This is a genomic window from Thiomicrorhabdus heinhorstiae, assembly GCF_013391765.2.
Classification (GTDB): domain Bacteria; phylum Pseudomonadota; class Gammaproteobacteria; order Thiomicrospirales; family Thiomicrospiraceae; genus Thiomicrorhabdus; species Thiomicrorhabdus heinhorstiae.
Window position 1 is genome coordinate 60,387 of record NZ_JACBGI020000005.1, and the last position, 15,586, is coordinate 75,972.

14 protein-coding genes are annotated in these 15,586 nt (G+C 48.4%); 5 read left to right on the forward strand and 9 right to left on the reverse strand.

Going from position 1 to position 15,586, the window contains the following annotated elements; translation table 11 throughout:
- Positions 1 to 54: 54 nt before the first annotated feature.
- From H8792_RS04705 to H8792_RS04715, 3 genes are all read left to right on the forward strand, one after another.
- Positions 55 to 1,395, forward strand: coding sequence for a dihydroorotase (locus H8792_RS04705; protein ID WP_185977777.1), 1,341 nt, complete (start codon positions 55 to 57; stop codon positions 1,393 to 1,395).
- 70 nt (positions 1,396 to 1,465) lie between these two features.
- Complete coding sequence (locus H8792_RS04710) at positions 1,466 to 2,836, forward strand: NAD-dependent succinate-semialdehyde dehydrogenase (RefSeq protein WP_185977778.1); 1,371 nt, start codon at positions 1,466 to 1,468, stop codon at positions 2,834 to 2,836.
- Between the two features lie 10 nt (positions 2,837 to 2,846).
- Positions 2,847 to 3,611 (forward strand): EI24 domain-containing protein, encoded by a 765-nt coding sequence (locus H8792_RS04715; protein WP_185977779.1) that lies wholly within the window; start codon positions 2,847 to 2,849, stop codon positions 3,609 to 3,611.
- Between the two features lie 29 nt (positions 3,612 to 3,640).
- On the opposite strand, the gene H8792_RS04720 is transcribed toward H8792_RS04715, so the two are convergent.
- The 7 genes from H8792_RS04720 to ppnN all read right to left on the reverse strand — a co-directional run bounded on the left by H8792_RS04720 (position 3,641) and on the right by ppnN (position 11,057).
- A complete protein-coding gene (locus H8792_RS04720; protein WP_185977780.1) occupies positions 3,641 to 4,264 on the reverse strand; it encodes a pyroglutamyl-peptidase I family protein in 624 nt (207 codons plus the stop codon).
- A gap of 31 nt (positions 4,265 to 4,295) precedes the next feature.
- The gene (locus H8792_RS04725) at positions 4,296 to 4,607 is read right to left on the reverse strand and encodes a hypothetical protein (protein WP_185977781.1); all 312 of its coding nucleotides are present in this window, start codon (positions 4,605 to 4,607) and stop codon (positions 4,296 to 4,298) included.
- A 244-nt stretch (positions 4,608 to 4,851) separates the two neighbouring features.
- On the reverse strand, positions 4,852 to 6,966 hold the full coding sequence (locus H8792_RS04730) for a sensor histidine kinase (RefSeq protein WP_185977782.1): 2,115 nt from the start codon (positions 6,964 to 6,966) through the stop codon (positions 4,852 to 4,854).
- A gap of 11 nt (positions 6,967 to 6,977) precedes the next feature.
- Positions 6,978 to 7,610: a response regulator transcription factor gene (locus H8792_RS04735; protein WP_185977783.1), complete on the reverse strand. Its 633-nt coding sequence runs from the start codon at positions 7,608 to 7,610 to the stop codon at positions 6,978 to 6,980.
- Between the two features lie 193 nt (positions 7,611 to 7,803).
- Positions 7,804 to 8,283 (reverse strand): NUDIX domain-containing protein, encoded by a 480-nt coding sequence (locus H8792_RS04740; protein WP_185977784.1) that lies wholly within the window; start codon positions 8,281 to 8,283, stop codon positions 7,804 to 7,806.
- A gap of 125 nt (positions 8,284 to 8,408) precedes the next feature.
- Positions 8,409 to 9,647 carry a DEAD/DEAH box helicase gene (locus H8792_RS04745; RefSeq protein ID WP_185977785.1) on the reverse strand — a complete coding sequence of 413 codons (1,239 nt, stop codon included), beginning with the start codon at positions 9,645 to 9,647 and terminating at the stop codon, positions 8,409 to 8,411.
- A 27-nt stretch (positions 9,648 to 9,674) separates the two neighbouring features.
- On the reverse strand, positions 9,675 to 11,057 hold the full coding sequence (gene ppnN / locus H8792_RS04750) for a nucleotide 5'-monophosphate nucleosidase PpnN (RefSeq protein ID WP_185977786.1): 1,383 nt from the start codon (positions 11,055 to 11,057) through the stop codon (positions 9,675 to 9,677).
- A 239-nt stretch (positions 11,058 to 11,296) separates the two neighbouring features.
- Between ppnN and H8792_RS04755 the strand changes: the two genes are divergently transcribed.
- Positions 11,297 to 12,400 (forward strand): AI-2E family transporter, encoded by a 1,104-nt coding sequence (locus H8792_RS04755; RefSeq protein ID WP_185977787.1) that lies wholly within the window; start codon positions 11,297 to 11,299, stop codon positions 12,398 to 12,400.
- 111 nt (positions 12,401 to 12,511) lie between these two features.
- Complete coding sequence (locus tag H8792_RS04760) at positions 12,512 to 13,609, forward strand: MBL fold metallo-hydrolase (RefSeq protein WP_185977788.1); 1,098 nt, start codon at positions 12,512 to 12,514, stop codon at positions 13,607 to 13,609.
- 361 nt (positions 13,610 to 13,970) lie between these two features.
- Here the strand turns inward: H8792_RS04760 and H8792_RS04765 are convergent, their stop codons facing one another.
- Positions 13,971 to 14,435, reverse strand: coding sequence for a hypothetical protein (locus tag H8792_RS04765; protein WP_185977789.1), 465 nt, complete (start codon positions 14,433 to 14,435; stop codon positions 13,971 to 13,973).
- Between the two features lie 176 nt (positions 14,436 to 14,611).
- The gene (gene folE2 / locus H8792_RS04770; RefSeq protein WP_185977790.1) at positions 14,612 to 15,565 is read right to left on the reverse strand and encodes a GTP cyclohydrolase FolE2; all 954 of its coding nucleotides are present in this window, start codon (positions 15,563 to 15,565) and stop codon (positions 14,612 to 14,614) included.
- Positions 15,566 to 15,586 lie beyond the last annotated feature (21 nt).

Here is a 15,586-nt window from a genome sequence, read left to right on the forward strand (position 1 = left end):
TTCAGGATAGAATAATCAGATTAAGTAAATAATTGAAATTCAAAAGGGACACTCATGAGCCGACAACGCATTTTAATTTCCCAAGCCACTATCGTGAATGAAGGCAAGCAGCAGGTCGCTGATCTTCTGATTGCCGACGGTATGATCGAGAAGATTGCCGATAAAATCGATGTTGATGGAGTGGATCGGGTGATTGATGCGCAAGGTTTATATTTGTTGCCGGGAATGATCGACGATCAGGTTCACTTTCGCGAGCCGGGTTTGACCAGCAAAGCGGAAATCGCGACCGAGTCCAAAGCCGCCGTTGCCGGAGGAACCACGTCCTATATGGATATGCCGAATGTCAACCCAACCACTACAACTCTGGAAGCGCTGGAAGCGAAATATGAACTTGGTGCGCAGAAATCATGGGCGAACTACTCGTTCTATTTCGGCGGTACCAATGACAATGCCGAATTGCTTCCGAAGTTGGACCCGAAGAGTGTCTGTGGTGTAAAAGTTTTTATGGGTTCCTCGACAGGAAACATGCTGGTTGATCAGCAAGCGGCGCTAAGAGCCATCTTTACCAATAGCCCGATGCTGATTGCCACCCACTGTGAAGACACTCCGATGATCAAAGCGAACGAAGTGGAATATAAAGAGCGCTTCGGTGAGGATATTCCGGCTGCAGAACACCCGAATATCCGTTGCCGTGAAGCCTGTTATAAATCCTCTTCGATGGGTGTCGAACTGGCAAAAGAAACCGGTGCACGTTTGCATATTCTGCATATCACCACCGCCGACGAGTTGGAACTGTTCGAACCAGGCCCGGTCGAAGGTAAGAAAATTACTGCCGAAGCCTGTGTTCACCATTTGTGGTTCAGTGAGGAAGATTACGCCGAATACGGTCACAAGATTAAATGTAACCCGGCGGTGAAAAAAGCCTCCGATCGCGATGCGATTCGTCAGGCGGTAAAAGAAGGGCGTATCGATGTTATCGCCACCGACCATGCTCCGCACTTGGAAGAAGAGAAAAGCAATACTTATTTTTCGGCGCCGGCCGGTTTGCCTCAGGTTCAACAGTCGCTTTCCGCTTTGTTGGATATGGTGCATGACGGGGTTTTCGATATTGAGACGATTGTCGATCGTACTTCGCATAATGTGGCGCGATTGTTCGAGATCGATAAGCGCGGTTTCATCCGCGAAGGTTTTTGGGCCGACCTGGTGTTGGTCGATATGAACCGTCCGCATGTCGACGACAAAGCACATAACCTATACAAGTGCGGCTGGTCGCCTTGGGAAGGGCACGAATTCAAATCGTCTGTTATCGGAACGTTTGTTTCCGGTGAACTGAAATATTATCAAGGTGAATTTGCTGAATTCACGCCGGGCTGTCGTTTAATGTTTGACCGTTAATCGTCGGCTGCAAAATGGTGGTTATATTGCAAGGTAACAGCCTTCCGATTACTGAATAAGGAATAACAAGATGGTAATGCAATCGATTAACCCGGCCAGTGGAGAACTGCTGGCGGAATTTGAAACCTGGGATCAGGAAACACTGGATTATGTCATCACTCAGGCCGGTTATATGTACGAAGATTGGGCCAAGCTGACGCCGATTGAAGATCGTTGTACTTTGATCGGACGCGTGGCGGATGTGCTGCGCGACGATCTGGATCTGTTGGCGGAATTAATTACCTTAGAGATGGGAAAGAGCATTAACGAAGCACGTGCGGAAGTAGAAAAGTGTGCTTGGGTGTGTGAGTTCTACGCTGAACACGGTCCGGCATTTCTGGCCGATGAAGTGATTGAAACCGGCGCGTCAAAAAGCTATGTTGCCTATTTACCGTTGGGAGTCGTTTTGGCGGTTATGCCGTGGAACTTCCCGTTCTGGCAGGTTTTCCGTTTTGCCGCTCCGGCGTTGATTGCCGGTAATGTCGCTTTGTTAAAACATGCATCGAACGTACCGCAGTGTGCCTTGGCGATTGAAGAAGTTTTCCGCAAAGCCGGTCTTCCGGAAGGAACCTTTTCTACACTGATGATCGGTTCGTCTCAGGTTGAAAGCGTGATCCGTCACCCGGCGGTCAAAGCGGTCAGCCTGACCGGTAGTGAAGCGGCGGGGCGTAAGGTTGCGTCAATTGCCGGAGAAGAACTGAAAAAAGCGGTTCTGGAGCTTGGCGGTTCCGATCCATTTATCGTACTGGATGATGCCAATATGACGCTGGCGGTCGAAGGCGCGGTGGCCGGGCGTTTTATGAATATGGGTCAGAGTTGTATTGCTTCGAAACGTTTTATCGTCGATCAGTTCCAGGCCAATGAATTTATCGAAAAATTCAAAGAAGCGGTCGAAGCTAAATTCGTTGCCGGCGATCCGATGGACCCGCGAACTACACTGGCACCGATGGCGCGTCAGGATTTGCTGGACGAGTTGCACGATCAGGTAATGCGTTCGGTGGAACTGGGGGCGAAAATCGTTACCGGCGGTTATCAGCTGGATCGAGAAGGATGCTACTATGCACCGACCATTTTGACCGATGTGACCAGCAATATGCCGGCTTATAACGAAGAGTTCTTCGGGCCGGTGGCGATTGTATTGAAAGCATCCGAACCGGCGCATGCGCTGGGCATCGCTAACTCGGTGGACTTCGGTTTGAGCGGTTCGATCTGGACATCGGATATGGCGACCGCCGAAACCATGGCGCGCGGAATGGAATCCGGAGCCACTTTCGTCAACAGCATCAGCTTTTCCGATCCGCGTATGCCGTTTGGCGGGGTGAAAAACTCCGGTTACGGACGTGAGTTGTCGGTGCAAGGTATCCGTGAGTTTACCAACGTAAAATCTATTTGGATCAAGTAGGGACGTTCGTATGGTCGATCTATGGTTAAAAACTCTGTCGGATTTAAAAGAGCCGGCAATTCTATGGCGTCTTTTTATTCCTTTTGTGGCGGCGATTATTCTGGTTTCACTGATGGGGTACGGAATCTTCGGCGTGTTTATGGTCAGTGATTTCGTAACTCAAAACCCGATGGTTGAGGAGTTCAATACCTGGAGCGAACAAGCTGAACAGACGATCGGTGCGATTCCGTTTATCGGCACGATCATCTTGTGGTTTCTTGGGATTGTCATGGCGGTGATCGCCGGAGTGCTCGGCGTGCTGCTCGGAAGTTATCTGATTCTGCTGTTTGCGATGATTATTACCGGTTTTATGACCGACAGTCTGGTCAAAGCCGTACACGACAAGCACTATCCGAATGTCAGTTACAGCGGCCACGGCAGCATGTGGGGCATGATCGGCAAGCTGTTATGGTTCGGCTTCCTGATGTTATTGCTGTTTATCGTGACCATCCCGATGCTGTTTATTCCTCTGGTCAACGCAGTCTGGTTCTGGTTGCTCGGTTTTCTGTTCTTCCGCTTCTCTGTCGTGCAGGATGTTGGCCAGGTCATTCTTCCCGAGAAGCTGTTTGATGAAGTTAAGCCGTTAGGCAATTGGACGCCGACCTTGGCGATCGGCGGATTGTTCATGTTGAGTGCTTTACCGCTGGTTGGACTTTTCGTTCCGGTCTTTGCCGTTATTGCACTTGCCCATTACTATTTCGACTATCTATCTACCATGCCGCAACCGGCAGAATAACTTTCTTCTCTCGTGCAGCGCGGACCGCTTTATTCAAGTTTCACGCGCTGCTTCATAGCATGCGTGATAATAATTGTTAAGGCTTTACGCGTCATATCCAGAGGCATGCAGGCGCTTTTCGGATGGGTGCTGATAATCTGTTTGGGCAGAACAGGAATATGAATAAACACCGAGTTATGCGATAGATTCATGGCTTCGGCAAAATACAGGCTGGAATAGAGAATATGATTGCACAGAGATTGTCCGGCGTTATAGGAGTAGTCCGCGGGAATCTCCTGTTTTTCCAGTTCAGTTTGCAATTCGTCTAATCCATGTAAATTCGACCAGAAAGCGGCTGGTCGCTGTGGATCGATTTTCTCGCTCATGAAAGAGTTAATGCCGATTTTTTCAATCGTTACTCTGTTATAGGCCGGTGCCTGTCCGGTAAAAATACACATCTCAGGTTGATAAAGTTCCAGAAGTTCAAGCAGTTTTGCTTCCAGAGTTTGGTGCTCGGTTTCTCGTGAAGTAATATCACAACTCAGCACCTCGAAAACCAGTTCATCTTTGATGCTTTCAAGCTCTTGCGGCAGATCGCTTTTTAGCGACTCAATCAGCTCGCCTGAAGCGTTGAATACTTCCTTGTAGGGCCAAAAGCCGGTTACTAAAATCATGGAGGATTCTCTATTTAAAAAGCGAAGAACGTTACTTGTACGACCATTGTCTAAGTATGAGCTTGCCATCAATACAAGATGTTTCAATCGCCCCATTTTTTAGCAATAATCGCAACCTGTACCATTCATCTGAATTATGCAGCACGCTTAACGGATAGCCTTTACCGTGTTTAGACATAAGTTTGTCTGCCGTCGTTTTGCAGGTGGAAAATGACATTTTTTTGGTTTCGGTTTTAGCAATCTCCATTGGAATGTATTTCTTTTGATCTGAAAGAGCTCTAAGTTCATTTAAGCTGCACAGGCCAGCCCTGACCATGCAAATAAAAAAGTGGCGAGCAGCCACTTCGTTACACTCGTTGGAATATTAAATTCCGAGGCAAAATGTTTCGTGTCGGTCGAAACTGAATATGGCGGGCAGTGTGAATTGGTGTAGGTCATAGTTCAGAACTCCAGCTACCGAATAAGAGAAAAACGGTTAGTCGTTTTTTTATTTTCAAATAGCCCCCCAATGCCTTTAATAAGCCAATGCATGATGGTAATTGTCAGAGTAATTTTTAATTTTTCCTCTAATTGTTTTACAGGGATCTTCAAGCAGTTTCTATAGGAACGACGACTTTTAAGAGAATACCGGTGTCTTCGCTCTGCAACCAATCAACTTCACCATGCAGCTTTTTGACCCGGTGGCGAATATTGCTGACGCCTCGTCCGGTTTGCCAGTTTTCCGGCGACTCTCCTTGGCCGTCATCCTGTACCTGAAGAATTAATTGCCCGTCATTGATCCGAATCGTTACATCGACTTTTGAAGCGAGTGAGTGTTTGAGAATATTATTCAAAGATTCACGCAGCACTCTACCCAGATGGCTGGCGGTAAAGTAAGAAATTTCCTGCAAACCGCATTCGTCCTGTTGCCAGTTCAAAGTCATGCCGGCATCTTTCAAACGTTCGGCCGCTTCGATACGCCAGTCCGACAGCTTATCTGATAGCAGCCAATTGTCCTGATCCGGTTGTGATACGACTTCTCTTAAATCGCGCAGAGCATTGCGCGCCAGTTCATTGTTGACTGGGTCTTCGGAGCGGTGCAATAGCGATAAGAGTTTCGATCCGACATCGTCGTGCAGATCGCCGAGAATGCGGTGTTTCTCTTCGAGTGCCTGCAAACGCATTTTTAAGCCTTTTAACGCCTGTTGTGCCAGTTCATACAGGAAGATGACGGATTCATGATCTTCGCGGTTAAACAATCGGCTTCCGCTGTCTGGATAGTTTAATTCCAGATGGTGTTGATCGTCTAGATAGGGGATTCTCATGCACTGAGCATGTTGTTCGATAAGCGGAGACTGGATTTGGCCCGTTTTCAATTCGATTGACAGCGGTTGCCATTCATCCTGTACATACTGGCGCCAAGAGAGAGCAAGCTGTTCGGGTTCCTCTGCCGAAAACAAGCTTTCGATAAGTCGGCTCGTCTGCCCGTAACGACTGCGTTTTTTCTTTTGTATCCTCTCCAGTAGCCATTGGCGCGAAGGGAAGTACAGCCATCCGATCAATGCCAAAGACAGTGCCAGAGAAGTGGCCTCGCCCAAGCCGACGTACGACAGCAAAACTAAATCTGCGGCGATGACCAATAGCCCGCCCAGGAACCAGCTCCAGGCGGCAACCCACCAGCGGTCCAAATCAAACAGGCGATAGCGCGTAATACCCATAGCGATACCGATAAACATAAACAGAAATACCATGAACATCAGTCCTTGGCTGGCCGGTGGTTCTATTTCCAAGGTAACCGGAATCAGTATCAGTGCGGCAAACAGGCCCGTGCCGAGGTAGATTGATAACAGATACCATTTCAAAGCGGCGCGTTCAACCGGTAAATGTTTTGTTTGGCGCCACTGAATAAACGCCAATACAAAACTGGCGGCAAACAGGATTAAAGTGAGCAGATAGACCATCGAAATATCAGGGAAGCTTTCCGACACGAATCCGCCCCAGATCGCCAGCCAGGAAACAAAGGCGCTGAGGATAATTGCCATGGAGTAACGCAGGCGTTTTGGGTAAACCGCCAGTAATGCTACCAGGGCCGCAGTGAAGAAAATCGCTCCCATCTGGTTGGTGTATGAAAATAGGCGAGCGGTTTGCCCATCGATAATGAGTTCACGGGTACTGTATACCGATGCTGCCAGAGAGAAGATCAGCATGCCTAAACCGGCCAGCGCGAAATACCGGGCGCCGTCATCGTGTTGTCTGAAGGCAAACACGCTGGCCGCTATCAAAAAACCGCACACTCCGACAAATGCCTGAAACCAGAACAGCGGCGGCAGATCGGAAAGATGTCTTGCCCGCACTTCAAGCGGGATCGTTTGTCCTTGTTCAGTGAGGACTTGAAGAGAGTGAGAATCGGCCGCGCTTTTTAACTGCGTCATTTTGTGAAAGAAGGCATTGTAATTCGTCCACTGGTTTAATTGATCAGGTTCTTCAATCCATAAATCCGGAGTGATCGGAATGCCGTTCATTTCGGTTAATATTTGTCCGGCGTGCAAGCGGTTTTGATTGGGGGAGTCCGCTTCGATATCCAGCACTTTAAGACCCTTTTCATGCGGCTCGAACGAGATGCCAAGAACGGGAGCCTGCAGGGCAAAATAGACCGAATTAAAAACCGCCAGAAAGGCGATCAGTGAGACTGTGAATAGCAGTTGTTGAGGGGTTGCTTTCACTGACAGACTCCTTAAGGTTGCACCAGTCCTAACCGAACCGCTTCTAATGAGGCTTCGGAGCGGGTAGATATATCCAGTTTCCGATAGATAGTTTTGATGTAATCTTTGGCCGTGTGCGAGCTGATCTTCAGCATGTCTGCGGCTTCCTGAGCGGTCAGCCCTTTTGCAATCAAGGTAAGCACTTCCAGTTCTCTTTGCGTCAAATCATGGCTGGGAACAAGGGGCGTCTGACCGAAATATTTGAGAATTTTTCTTGCGATCGCCGGTGAAAGTGCAGGTTCCCCATAAGTAATCATTTTCAGGCGTTCTTCAAACTGCTCGCTCGGCATATCTTTTAATAAATAGCCTTTCGCTCCCGACTGCAACGCTGGAAATAGATGTGCATCGTCATCGTAAATGCTTACGACAATACTGAGGGTGTTGGAATGAAATCGACTGATTTCTCTTAAGATCTCAATACCGCTGCCATCCGGAAGATGCAGATCAATTAAGGCTAATTCAAATGTCGATTGCGATAATGCGTGTTTTGCCTGCGCGACGGAAATGACCTCTTCAACCGACATGTTCGGAAATACCTGCTGAAAGCGCTGTCTCATCCAGAGCATAGCTTCCGGGTTATCTTCTAAAATCAAAGCGTTATTCATCGATAATACACTCTGTTGAAGTCAAGAAAACAAAAAATCTCGATATCTATATTAGAGTAAAAAAGCCGGAATCTGATGTTTTTCTTAGAGATTTTTTGATTTAGAGGTGGTTTTTGATTTTTAAGATTTTTTAGGTAGTTTTTTAGTTAATTCATTGATTCTTTCGTGAACTTGTTCGGAAAGGAAATCGACGCTATTTCAGAATAAACTGCCCGTCGAATGATAGGGCGTCTTGAATGACTTCGTCGTAGTGAAAGACTAATTCGGGTAGTTCGGTGGTTTTAAAGAACTTTGCATCCAGAGTTTCGTCGGTTTGTTTGACAAGTTCGCCGGACCAGTCGGTGATTAAGAATGACAAGGAAAAGGTGTGGTGCTTTCTGCCGAAAGCGTTAATGAATGAAAATCTGGATTCGGTATACAGAGCGTAAGGAGTGGCAGAGAGGACTGTAAGTCCGGTTTCTTCTTGTACCTCGCGGATTACACAATCCAGAATGGATTCGCCGATCTCGATACTACCGGCCGGTAAGCCCCATCTTTGGTTGTCGCTGCGTTGGATTAGCAGGACTTCTTGCTGTTGATTGAGAATGACGGCTCTGGCAGCAGGCAATATAAAGTCTTCGTTGCCCATGTGTTTGAGAAGTTTGCCTAAATAGGTCTGATCAAAGTCGGTCATCTGAGGGTTCCCGTTGCGTTTTGGATTGCGGCCAGTCGGTTTGGCGATTTTTGAGATAGGAAAGAGGATAAGCGATTAAGTTGGTCGCTTATCCTTGTTTAGGAGTAAAAGCAGGGGAGAAGGCCTTACTTTTTCTTGGCTGTTTTCTTTTTAGCAGCGGTTTTGCTTTTTTTGCTTTTACTCGCTTTCTTGGTTTTGGAGGCTTTTTTCAGCACTTCCTGAATGGTGAAGTTGGCTTCCAATCCAGCGATTTTGCTGGCAGGCAGGCGTTGTCCCAGATGGTACTCGATGCGTTGCAGATTCACGATGTCGTGGCGTTCAACCAGGTTGATGGCAATCCCGGCCTGTTGCGCGCGACCTGTACGTCCGATGCGGTGAATATAGATGTCGCCGCGGAATGGAATATCGTAGTTGATCACGTGGGTAATATGGCGCATATCCAGACCGCGTGCGGCCACATCGGTTGCAACCAGAACCTTGATCTTGCCGCTGGTGAATTTCTGCATTTTTTCCAGACGCACGGCTTGAATAAAGTCGCCATGCAGTACTTGAGCGGAAATATTCTGCGATTGCAGATATTCGCTGACTTCGATTGCACGTTCTTTCTTATTGCAGAAAACAATCGCGCTCAGGCAGCTGGCGTCTTGCAGTACATTGCTGAGCAGTGCCTGTTTGTGTTCTTTGTCGTTGGCGAGATAAACCAGCTGTTGCACTTGTTGCGACTGCTGATTCGGCGCATCGATCTGCACCATTTCCGGCTCGTCGAGAATCTCTTCGGCGAATTTGCGCACACCGGCACCACTCAGGGTCGCCGAGAAAAGTCCGGCGTGAAAATCGCCCGGAATGGCTTCCAGCAGCGCACGAACGGTCGGTCCTTGCCCCATATCCAGCATGCGGTCGGCTTCATCAAGAATAACCCACTCGATAAAAGACAGATCAACGCCGTCTTCTTCCATGATTTTCGCCAGACGCCCCGGGGTGGCGACCAGAATGTCGCACGGTTCGTCGAGGCGTTCCAGCTGCTGGCTTTGTTTGAAACCACCGGTAACGATCAGGGTTTTAAAGGAACAGAGCTCGCTGAGCTGCTTGACTACCTTGTGAATCTGGAAGGCGAGTTCACGTGTTGGTGCCAGCAGTAAAACCCGCGGATGGCTCGCAGGTTGCGGTTCTTCCAATAAATATTGTAAAACCGGCAGCACAAAAGCAGCCGTCTTCCCGGTCCCGGTGGCAGCCCCGGCGAGAATATCCTGACGTTCCAGTAGAACTGGAATGGCTTCCTGCTGGATCGGTGTCGGTTTGTTAAATCCCTGCTTGTGGATCGCTTCCAGCAAAGCCGGGTCTAAATCAAATTCTTCAAAGGTCATAGTTGTTATTAAACGCTTAAAGGCGGCTTAGTGGTCGCCGCAGTTAATTTTGTAACACGGGTTGTAGGTGCTGGCATCCAGCTTCATACGCTTCTGATCGACAAAGGTTTGCAGTAGATCGTCCATCGCACGCATAATGGCTGGATCGCCGTGCAGCTCAAACGGCCCTTTGGCGTTGATCTGACGAATACCGTCAGCTTTAACGTTACCGGCAACGATACCCGAGAAAGCCTTACGCAGCTGGCTGGCTAGCTCATGCGCCGGCTGGTTTTTATACAGGTTCAATTTCGCCATATTGTCATGGGTCGGCACGAACGGTTTTTGCAGATCCAGCTCGATATGCAGTCGCCAGTTGAAGTAGTAGGCGTCGCTGCTGTCGCGACGATCTCTGCGGACTTCCGACATGGCGGTATGCATTTTTTGGGCAACCAGACGTGGGTGATCGATAATGACTTCCAGCAGTTGAGTCGCGTCTTCACCCAGTGTCAGTTCGATGAAATGTATGATCTGGTCGAAGTAGGCCTGGCTGTTGTGATTACCGGTCAGAATCAATGGAAGGGCAACGTCTTTGTTATTTGGGTGGAGCAGGATGCTGAGAAGATACAGTAGTTCTTCCATGGTGCCCGGACCGCCTGGGAAGATGACAATCCCGTGGCCGAGACGAACAAAAGCTTCCAGACGTTTTTCGATGTCCGGCATAATACACAGTTCGGTAACGAAAGCGTTAGGTGCTTCGGCAGCGATAATGCCCGGTTCGGACAAGCCGATAAAGCGGCCGCTGTGGTTGCGTTGTTTGCCTTGCGCCAGAACTGCACCTTTCATTGGGCCTTTCATAACTCCAGGTCCACAGCCGGTGCAGATGTTCAGGTCACGCAAGCCTAATTCATAACCGATCTGTTTACTGTATTTGTATTCTTCGTTTGGAATCGAGTGGCCGCCCCAACAGACGACGATATCAGGAATGGTATTTGGAATCATTAGCTGAGCGTTACGCGCGATATGGAAAATCGCATTGGTAATTCCGTGAGAAGATTCCACATCGAACTGGCCGCTGTGCAGTACGTCGTTGCGGGCGTATAGCAGGTCGCGGATAACTGCAAAGACGTGCTCTCTCAGGCCGACAATCAACTCCCCATCGACAAAAGCGTGATGAGGTGCATTCACAATGGTGACTTGCACACCGCGGCCTTTGACATTGACCTTGATTTCAAAGCGGGCGTATTTGTTCAATAGATCCAGCCCGTTGTCTTCGTTGGCTCCGGTATTAAGTACCGCTAGGGTACATTGGCGTAACAGGTCGTTCAGGCCTCGTTCGGAAACGTCACAGAGTTGACGGGCTTCTTGGTAAGAGAGGATTTGTAGTGAACCTTGCGGGCGGATAACGACTTCTTCAGTTTCTATATGTTGCATGCTTGATCTTACTCGGCTTGGATTCAGCGTTGGCTTTCGCCGCGACTGGGTTTATGATTCATCTATGAGAATTTCGTAAAACCCGATATGCGATTCAATCGCCTGATGCGCCTTTAATTATTTGTCTTCTATCCAATTGATATGTCTTGGAAAAGTCTTTCAAGACGCTGAGCGCTTGCGCCGCAAACAGCGGTTTTTAGCGAGTTTCCTAATATTTTTGCACTCGTTTAGGAGTTATTATGCGCGACAAGCGTCCCTATGAGGAAGGATTTTTAATCATTTTATTGCTTTTGGCCGTGTTTGGCCTGCTGTGGCTGTTCCAGCCTTTTCTGGAAGCTCTGTTCTTTGCAATGATTTTGTCGACCGCCAGCTACCGCTATTATTTGAGGCTGTTGCCCAAGTGCCGTTACTCGCCGACCAAAGCCGCTTCCATTATGAGTTTTGCGGTGTTTGCCGGGGTTATCGCCCCGGTAACCTATCTGCTGGTGGAGGTCAGTCTGCAGTTCGGCGAGATTTATGCTCAGGCGCAAAACTGGCTTAATCAGCAGGATGCCGCCAGCCTTCAGCAATTGAATAAGGATATTTTGGACTATCTTCCATTGAGCGAAGAAGCGCAGGCCGGTTTGCTGGCGCAACTAAAGAACCACTCGGCGAGTTTTCTGAGTTTTGCGCAAAAAGCGGCGGTATTTCTGCTGGAAGGACTGGTTGGTACGACCAGTTCGTTTGTGACTTTTATCGGTCTGTCTGTGTTCGCGCTGTTCTTCTTCTATCGCGACGGGCACGCTATCTCAAATCATTTGAAAATACTCTCTCCTCTGGAAAATCGCTACGACCAGATGATTATGGATCGTTTTTCCAATCTTTCCACGGTGCTGACGCTGAGTGTTATCGGGATTGCGGCAATTCAAGGGATCAGTTTCGCTCTATTCGCTTGGCTGGTAGGATTACCAGGTTTATTCATCGGAATGGCGGTAGCCGTAACTTCGTTTATCCCGATTGTCGGTGCTGCGCTGGTGTGGGTGCCGGTAGTGATTTATACGGCGTTGCAAGGCGATTATTGGGTTGCCGGCGCGACGGCGCTTTGGGGCATCGTGGTGACCGGGTTTGTGATCGATAATATTGTCCGGCCGATCTTGATCAACCGTTTAACGCGAACCCTGGGAGCGGCCGGAGAAGGGCTGGCTGTTGCCAATCATACTCTGTTGACGGTGTTGTCGACCTTTGCCGGTCTAATGCATTTCGGTGTTATAGGACTGTTTTTTGGGCCGGTCATAGCGGCGATGGCGATTACCGTTCTCGATGTTTACGAACATAAAAATTCTGATTTGCTGGATAGAAGTTAGTGATTAGAAGGCGCATTTTTTGGTGATATGATTCTGGATGAGGTGGGAATCTAGAGGTTCATAAGAACCCATTCAAAATATCAAAATCAGAAGAAGCGCGGAGTTCTAGCAATGAAAATCACGAAAAGAGCGGTATTGGCCGGTATCTTAGCCTGCCAATTGGGTTCGGTATCGGCTGCAGAAAAGGGCGGAGACCCATATATAGAGGGCTTTGAAGCCTATGCGAATGAAGTCAGAAGTTACAGCGATGTTCTGACCGAGGCGTTGCATAGCTATGCCGGGGATGTCGCCAAGGTCGAAAAACAGGCCGGTTATATCGGGGATGTGTTGCCGATACCGCAGGCAGTCAAGGTGACGGATGGCGTTTATACGGTTGTCGGCAGTATGATCTGGCATAATCCAGCCAACTTCGGCTTGAACAACAATCTCTCTTTCGTTGTCTTTAAAGACGGTGTATTCGTTTTTAATGCCGGAGCCAATGCTGCACTGGCCTATTCTCTGCATCAACAGATCAAGAAAATTACCGATAAACCGGTCAAGTGGGTTGCAGTAGAAAACAACCAGGGGCACGCTTATCTGGGAGCGAGCTACTGGTATGACGTTGGCGTGCGTAACCTCTATTCCAGCGAAATGGCCAACGATCAATTCCACGAAGCTTTCCCTTATATCAAAGAAGAGTGGTCGATGCGTGTTGGTCGGGCAATTACCCGATCGGTGCGTGATGTCTCCGACAAATTCAAGACTTTCAACGGTGAGATGAAAATCGATGTCGGCGGCGGTGAATATGTTTTGCTGAAAGATTTCGGCCCGGGACATACTCCGGCATCGACCAGCGCTTATGTTCCTTCGCGTAAACTGCTGTTTACGGGGGATTTAGGATTTAATGAACGTATGCCGGTGTTCTTTCAATATACAGATTCTTATGCTTGGCAGGATTCGTATGCCAATATGCTGAAACAGATTCCGGCAGATACCAAAGTGGTTCCAGGGCATGGAACGCCTTCGGATATGCAGACCATTAAACATCAGACCTACGATTATCTGGTGTATCTGCATCAGCAAGTACAAAAGGTGGTCGATGACGGCGGGAATGCCGAAGAGGTCGAGCAAATCGATCAATCCATGTATAAGGATCGTCCGGTTTTCGAGCAGGCTGCGAAGCCGAATGCGAGACATGTGTATCGCGAATTAACCGGGGGCGATTTCTGATTTGGGTCTTATTTGAGCGACTTCTTTGTTGGTGAACAGCTCATTTAGCTCTACTAAACTTCGCTGTTCACCTCCGCGAATTCATCTCAAATAATTACGCAAATTAGGAAGGAGATTAGACTTCATTCCTCTCCGCCTTGGACGGCATTGAAACCCCAGAAAATGAAAATCCGAATCGGAGTTTTGTGTTGGCCGAAAACTCATTTAGCTCTACTAAACTTCGCTGTTCACCTCCGCGAATTCAGCTCAAATAATTACGCAAATTAGGAAGGAGATTAAACTTTATGTCTCTCTTTCTTGAACTGATAATAAAAAAGCCCGCATAAAAATGTGCGGGCTTTTGCGTTTTTGAGGGTTGGTGTTACCAGTAAAGTCCGGTGGCGCCAATAATAATTTCCAGAGTGCCGAGGGTTAGGTTGATAGCAATAATCGGGCGTATCTGTTTTTGCATAATACCGCCGGCTTCGGGGAAATTTTTGGCTTCGACGGCTTTCTTAAACGTCTGGAAGGGTTTGAAGTACAGAAAGGTAAAAAAAGCGACCATCAGCCAGCCGATCCATTGCATGATTTGGATATACAGTGTTGGCACATCACCGCTAAAACGTGCCGACCAGTCCCAGTAGCCGGAAACAATAATTAACGCAATCGCGAGCCAGACCCATTTAAAAAAGCGGCTGAACACACCGTGCCACAGAACCAGACGGTGCGGTGGATCAATTTCCATTGCGGCAGGGCGCAGTACGCGATAGGCGAGAAACATGCCGCCTACCCAAACAACGGCGCCCAAAGAGTGGGCGGCGATCATGATCGGATCAAGAATATTCATGCAAAATACCTTTAAGCTTGAGAATAAAGAGTAGGGAACGAGAGTCGATCGATTGGTTTTGCGGTTTTTTTATTGGTTGTAATTTCGGACATCATACCGAACTTGGACGTGAAATAACAAAAAAGCCCGCGTTGAAATTCAAGCGGGCTTTTAATGAGATCGCATAATTTAAAAAGTTACTTCATACGATCCATATAGTTCGGCTCGTCGGTATAACCGCCTTCGATACCTTTGGTCACGATGGCAACTGCATCGTGCGGATGCAAACTTTCCAAGTGGTTGACGCGAACCCAGAAATCCAGATAGTGCGGAGAATTCAGGAAAGCGTCTTGCAAACGACGGCTGGCGTCTTCGCAGAACATCAGGTTGGAGGCATTCAGGCGTGCGAACTCCTGCTCGTCCTCACGTTTTACCGCAGCTTGAACCGGCGTTTTCAGCGCGTCTTCGATCTCGTTAATCAACTGAGAAAGATTCAGACTGTCCAGAGCTTCGACTTTAACTTTAACCTGGGCGTAAGAGCGCTGGCTGTGTGGCGTCGCACAGATACCTTCAGGCGTACCTAGCCATGCCATAACGGTTTCGTAATCCGGGTTTTGCCCCTTGAACTGGTTTTCGAAAGCTTCTTGAATCAGCTGACGAGACAGAGCAGCAGAGCAAGGACAGGTCGACGAATAAGGGACTTCGATAGAGATTTCGCACTCGAAGTTGCCGTCACGAATTTCGCCGCGAACGGTTGCCGGATAGTGTTTCCAACCGCTGTTGTCACTCAATAGCGAGGAACGGCGCTCGTAATAATCGAATTTGAATTCAACGAACGCGTTTTTACTTAGCGTGCTGTGTGACTCGATAAACGCTTTCAGGATATCTTGAACGCGTTTCGGCGTCAGTGCTTCCTGAGTTGCCATCTGATCCAGCAACAGGTAAAGGCGAGACATGTGAATCCCTTTACTTTGCGGATCTTCCAGATTGACGTAGGCCTGAGTCAATGAAGACAGACGAACGGTCTGGTTCGCATCTTCACCCTGTTGGACAAGAATAGGCAGTTCAATGCCGCTCATTCCGACCCAGTTCAATGTTCCTTTCGGGCCTTGGTGCGGCTGACAGGCGATATCGGGCATGTGCTTGGTCATGCAATTTCCTTCGACTTTATT

Excerpts from the sequence above, each read along its gene's own strand:
- H8792_RS04745 (WP_185977785.1), bottom strand. The coding sequence starts at position 9,647 with ATGACCTTTGAAGAATTTGATTTAGACCCGGCTTTGCTGGAAGCGATC.
- H8792_RS04705 (WP_185977777.1), top strand. The coding sequence starts at position 55 with ATGAGCCGACAACGCATTTTAATTTCCCAAGCCACTATCGTGAATGAA.
- H8792_RS04720 (WP_185977780.1), bottom strand. The coding sequence starts at position 4,264 with ATGATTTTAGTAACCGGCTTTTGGCCCTACAAGGAAGTATTCAACGCT.
- H8792_RS04735 (WP_185977783.1), bottom strand. The coding sequence starts at position 7,610 with ATGAATAACGCTTTGATTTTAGAAGATAACCCGGAAGCTATGCTCTGG.
- ppnN (WP_185977786.1), bottom strand. The coding sequence starts at position 11,057 with ATGCAACATATAGAAACTGAAGAAGTCGTTATCCGCCCGCAAGGTTCA.
- H8792_RS04715 (WP_185977779.1), top strand. The coding sequence starts at position 2,847 with ATGGTCGATCTATGGTTAAAAACTCTGTCGGATTTAAAAGAGCCGGCA.
- H8792_RS04740 (WP_185977784.1), bottom strand. The coding sequence starts at position 8,283 with ATGACCGACTTTGATCAGACCTATTTAGGCAAACTTCTCAAACACATG.
- H8792_RS04710 (WP_185977778.1), top strand. The coding sequence starts at position 1,466 with ATGGTAATGCAATCGATTAACCCGGCCAGTGGAGAACTGCTGGCGGAA.
- H8792_RS04760 (WP_185977788.1), top strand. The coding sequence starts at position 12,512 with ATGAAAATCACGAAAAGAGCGGTATTGGCCGGTATCTTAGCCTGCCAA.
- H8792_RS04755 (WP_185977787.1), top strand. The coding sequence starts at position 11,297 with ATGCGCGACAAGCGTCCCTATGAGGAAGGATTTTTAATCATTTTATTG.
- folE2 (WP_185977790.1), bottom strand. The coding sequence starts at position 15,565 with ATGACCAAGCACATGCCCGATATCGCCTGTCAGCCGCACCAAGGCCCG.
- H8792_RS04765 (WP_185977789.1), bottom strand. The coding sequence starts at position 14,435 with ATGAATATTCTTGATCCGATCATGATCGCCGCCCACTCTTTGGGCGCC.